Origin of the sequence: Dietzia sp. HMSC21D01 (assembly GCF_001815995.1) — a bacterium.
Lineage (GTDB): Bacteria > Actinomycetota > Actinomycetes > Mycobacteriales > Mycobacteriaceae > Dietzia > Dietzia cinnamea.
This window is the reverse complement of record NZ_KV823793.1, coordinates 1-4,376: the sequence shown is the minus strand read 5'-3', so window position 1 is coordinate 4,376 and position 4,376 is coordinate 1. Positions and strand designations below refer to the sequence as shown.

The 4,376-nt window shown below is 71.5% G+C and carries 4 protein-coding genes and 1 pseudogene; 1 reads left to right on the top strand and 4 read right to left on the bottom strand.

Features of this window, described 5'->3' with window-relative positions; all coding sequences use genetic code 11:
- The coding region (locus HMPREF3086_RS04100) for an HNH endonuclease signature motif containing protein (RefSeq protein ID WP_168169046.1) at window positions 1-859 on the top strand (859 nt) is incomplete at its 5' end.
- Between the two features lie 41 nt (window positions 860-900).
- Here the strand turns inward: HMPREF3086_RS04100 and HMPREF3086_RS04095 are convergent.
- The 4 genes and pseudogenes from HMPREF3086_RS04095 to HMPREF3086_RS04080 form a co-directional block, all read right to left on the bottom strand.
- Entirely contained in the window at window positions 901-1,656 is a 756-nt protein-coding gene (locus tag HMPREF3086_RS04095) for an SDR family oxidoreductase (protein WP_061228335.1), read from the bottom strand.
- The gene (locus tag HMPREF3086_RS04090; protein WP_061228334.1) at window positions 1,653-2,528 is read right to left on the bottom strand and encodes a DNA-formamidopyrimidine glycosylase family protein; all 876 of its coding nucleotides are present in this window, start codon (window positions 2,526-2,528) and stop codon (window positions 1,653-1,655) included. Before HMPREF3086_RS04090 ends, HMPREF3086_RS04095 begins: the two co-directional genes overlap by 4 nt.
- Window positions 2,529-2,531: 3 nt before the next feature.
- Entirely contained in the window at window positions 2,532-3,470 is a 939-nt protein-coding gene (locus HMPREF3086_RS04085) for a cation diffusion facilitator family transporter (RefSeq protein ID WP_061228333.1), read from the bottom strand.
- Between the two features lie 70 nt (window positions 3,471-3,540).
- Window positions 3,541-4,376, bottom strand: a pseudogene (locus HMPREF3086_RS04080) (DEAD/DEAH box helicase); the annotation flags it as partial.

Here is a 4,376-nt window from a genome sequence, read left to right as displayed (position 1 = left end):
GCGGGTGGAGTTCACCCGCACCGGCGAAGCCGCCCTGCAGACCCTGCTGGAAATGCTCGCCACCTCGGATGGGGCCACCTTCGAGCAGGTCGATCCCCGCATCGGCGCCGCCGACGACACCGACGCCGCCCTGAGATACCGGCCCGGTGCCCAGTTGGCGCGCCGTGTCCGGCTCCGCGACGGCACCTGCCGCCACCCCGGGTGCACGATCCCCGCTGATGATTGTGACCTGGATCATGTGGTGCCGTTCAACCACGCCGACCCCGCCGCCGGTGGCCTGACCATCGAGGCGAACCTGGTGGCCCAATGCCGGCGCCATCACCGGTTCAAAACCTTCTCCGACTGGACTTACCAGCTCCAGCCCGATGGCACCCTGATCGTGACCACCCCCGACGGCACCGTCATGCTCACCCGCCCCGACGGGCCGCTGGCCCAGTACCGACGCGAACAACAACGCGACGAGGCCGATGCCTGGGCGCGTCAGCAACGCCGCAACCCCAGCCCCGTCTACGGGACCGGGGTCCTGGACGAGGCGACCTACTTCGCCCGCCGCGCCCAACGCCTGGCCCGCGAACGCGCCCGCACCGCCGCCCGCAACGCCGCCGAAGCCACCGACGCCGCACCGACCTCGCCGCCACCCGACACCGGCGCCGAGGCAGCCGAGACCGCCCCAGACCCGAACGCGGGTCCGGACTCGAACACGGCCCCGGGCCCGGCCCCGCGTGAGCGTATGACCCCCGCCGCGGCCAGCCGCTGGTGGCAACGCAACAAACCCACCGACAGCACCCTGGAAAAAGCCATCCTCCACGCCCTCCACGAGCACCTCGACGAACTCCTCCAACCACCACCACCCTTCTAAGGCGGGTGGAAGTGCAAGCTCGAGATGATTCCGCGGCGACCTCAGACGAAGCGGCGGCTGACCTTCTCCGGGAGCAGCGTGAGCAGCGGGCCGATCACCTTCCAGGGCTTGGCCGGGACGAGCGCGCGGACGGGCTCCGCATCGATCGTCTTGACCAGCGCGTCGACGCCTTCGTCGAACTCCGTCATCAGCGCGGTCTTCACCGATCGGTTGATGTCCGTGCGGATGTAACCGGGGAGGATGTCCGTCACCTTGATACGGCTTCCGGCGCTGTCGAGTTCGGCGTACATCCCCTGCGCCAGGGACGAGACGAAAGCCTTGGTGGCGCCGTACGTGTTCTGCGCCTTGGGCATCCCCCGCAGCGCACTCACAGACGAGATGAACACCAGGTGCCCCTCCCCTCGCGCGAGCAGCAGCTGAGTCGCCGCCTCGGCCTGGTTGAGAGTGCCGATCACGTTCACCATCGCGGTCTCGCGATTGGCGTGCGCCTTGCCCGTGCCGATAGAAGCGCCCTTGCCCAGCCCGGCGTTGAGCACGAACCTGTCGATCCCACCGAGCTCCGCGTCCAGCTCGCGGAAGACCCGCTCCACCGCCTCCCCGTCGGCCACATCAAGCTCGCGAACGGCGACGGTGATCGACGGGTTGGCGGCCACCAGCTCGGCGCGCAGCTCCTCGAGGCGGTCGAGACGCCGTGCGCACAGTGCCAGGTTCTTGCCGTGCGCCGCCCAGCGGCGGGCCATACCCTCGCCGAGCCCGGAGCTGGCCCCGGTGATCAGGATCGTCTTGCGGTCGGTCACGAGTTCTCCTCAGTTGGCGATGCGCCCAGTGTGGCACGGCTCGGCTGGCAGGACGGGCAGCGGTACGCGATGCGGTCGAGCGAATCACTCGGCTCATCGGGGTTCGCGAGGCCGCCGAGGCGGAAGGTCTCCACCTCGGTCCCGCACCGTCTGCACGGTTTGCCGTCGCGGCCGTACACCCACAACTCGCGACCACGCCGGGCCTCGCCCGTGGTCACCCGGACGACACGGTCGGCGTTCGCCACCAACATCCTGCGTGCGAGCCTCACCATCGCCGGGAGATCCCGGACCGTCTCGACGGGATCGCGCGGGTCCACTCCCCGCACGAAACACAACTCGGCGCGGTAGACGGTGCCGATGCCCGCGAGGTTGCGCTGGTCGAGGAGCGCCTCGCCGATGGTGCGGGTGGGACGTTCCTCGATGCGCCGCACGACCTCGGCCACGCTGGCCGCCGGATCCCAGTCGGCACCGAGGAGGTCGGGCCCGAGGTGCTCGACAGCCACGTCGGCTTCGGCGGGCGACAGGGCGCGCAGGAAACCGAGTTCGGTCCCCACCACCTCGACGTCGTCCGCGCGCAGGACCAGCCGGGCGGTGTGTGCGGGGAACCGCCACCTCTCCCCGGCGCGGAGCACGAGGACCCGGCCCTCCATCTTGAGGTGGAGGTGGAGGGTGACGGGGTCACGCCCCTGGTCGTCGGGCCCGATGTCGACGAAGAGGTGCTTGCCCCGCGACCGGGCAGCCTTCACGGTCCTCCCGCGCAGGTCGACCGCGGCGAACCTCGGCACCCGGAGTTCGCCCCGGTCCAGGGTCCGCCCGGCGAGTGCGGCGTCAACCCGCGTGGCCGCGCGGTGGACCGTGTCTCCCTCGGGCACGGCTCACCACCCCAGTTCGCGGCAGCCGCCGACGCCCGCGGTCTCGATCTGCACGGTCACGTGCTCGATCCCGTGCTCGTCGAACAGGACACGTCGGGCATCGTCGAGCACCTCGGCGTGGTCCGCGTCCGGGGCGACGACCAGATGGACGGTCCCCACGTCCATCCCGGACGTGAGTGTCCAGAGGTGGAGGTCGTGCACCTCCTTCACGTCGCGCAGGACGCCGAGCTGGGCCTCGACCGCGGCGGGTTCAACACCGGCCGGGGCGTGCTGGGCGAGGACTGCGAGGACCTGCCGGCCGAGCGCCACCGCGCGGACCACGATGAATACCGCGATCGCCGCGGCCACCACGAGGTCCCAGACCGTCGACCCGGTGGTACGTATGAGCAGCGCGGCCGCGATCACCCCGACCGACCCGGCGGCGTCGGCGAGGACCTCGAGGTAGGCGCCACGTACCGCGAGGCTCTCGTCGGACCCGCCACGGAGCAGCAGGAGGGAGATGACGTTGACGACCAGGCCGAGCACGCCGACGACGAGCATCGTCCCGGTGGCGACGGGCGTATCGGAGCCGAGGCGGCCGAGCGCCTCGACCAGAACGTACACGCCCATTCCCAGCATGATGAGCACGGCGAGGCCGGAGGCGAAGATCTCCACGCGGTAGCGGCCGAACGTTCGCCGGCCGGTGGAGTCGGGACGGGTGGCGATGATCGTCGCGAGGAGAGCCGCACCGAGAGCGACGACGTCGGCCCCCATGTGGCCGGCGTCGGAGAGCAGGGCGAGGGAGCCGGAGAGCAGGCCGGCAACCAGTTCGACGACGAAGAACGCTGCCGTCAGTGCTAACGCGATCGCCAGCCTGGCGCGGTGGCGCCCACCGGCATGTCCGGCGGGACGAGCGTGGGTGTGCCCCGAGCCGTGTGCACCGTGCGCGTGACCCACTCCCATCCGGCTACCCCCTCTGACATATGCACCAATGCGCATATTCTAACTAATCGGGCGTGGGGTCTCAAGGGCGTCAGCGCCGGATGCGCACCCCCTTGGGGGTGATGCCGAAGCCCGCCGCCTCGAACGCGGCGGCGTGTGGAGAGCCGTGCACGGGCTCGCCGCCGAGAGTGGTGACGGTCAACGGACCGACCGCTCCCGAGCGGACGGCGTCGACGAGCGCGCCCGCGGCGAGAGGCACCGCACCGGCGCGGTCGTCGAAGATGAGGACGGTGCGTCCGCCGCGCTCGACGAACAGCACGCAGATCCCGTCGACCAGAACCACGAGCGCGCCCGCCTTCCGACCGGGCCGGTGACCCGAGCCGCCCGTGGCCGCTGCGTCGCCTCCGCCCGCCGCGTCGCCTCCACTGGGCGCGGTGGCGGGCCAGGGCAGAGCGGCACCGTAGGGGTTGGCGGGGTCGGTGGCGGCAAGAACCCGGACGGTGGGTTCGTCGGTGCCGGAGGGCCAGTGGGCGTCGTCGGCGGTGTCGTCGAACGTGCGCAGTCTGTCGATCGTGTTGCCGGCCGCGAACTGCGCTGCGCCGAGACCGTCGACGAAGTACCCGCGGCGGCAGCGGCCGGAGTCCTCCATCTGCGCCAGCACCTTGTACACGGCGGCGAACCCGCCGGGGATCTCTTCGGCCTCGACCGCGCCCCGGGTGACGACGCCGTGGCGCAGCAGAAGGGTCTCGGCCCAGGCGTGCGCCCGCAGCGTGGCGTCGCTGATCGGCTCCGGAACGAGGGACCAACGGCCCGCCAACACGGGTGGCGTCCTCGTCCCCGCGGCGACCGCACCGTTGAGCTGCGCCATCGCGGTGCGGCCGAACCGGGCGCGACGTGGGCGGGCGGAGGCGCGGGGCGACCGGTGCG

Excerpts from the sequence above, each read along its gene's own strand:
- HMPREF3086_RS04085 (WP_061228333.1), bottom strand. The coding sequence starts at position 3,470 with ATGGGAGTGGGTCACGCGCACGGTGCACACGGCTCGGGGCACACCCAC.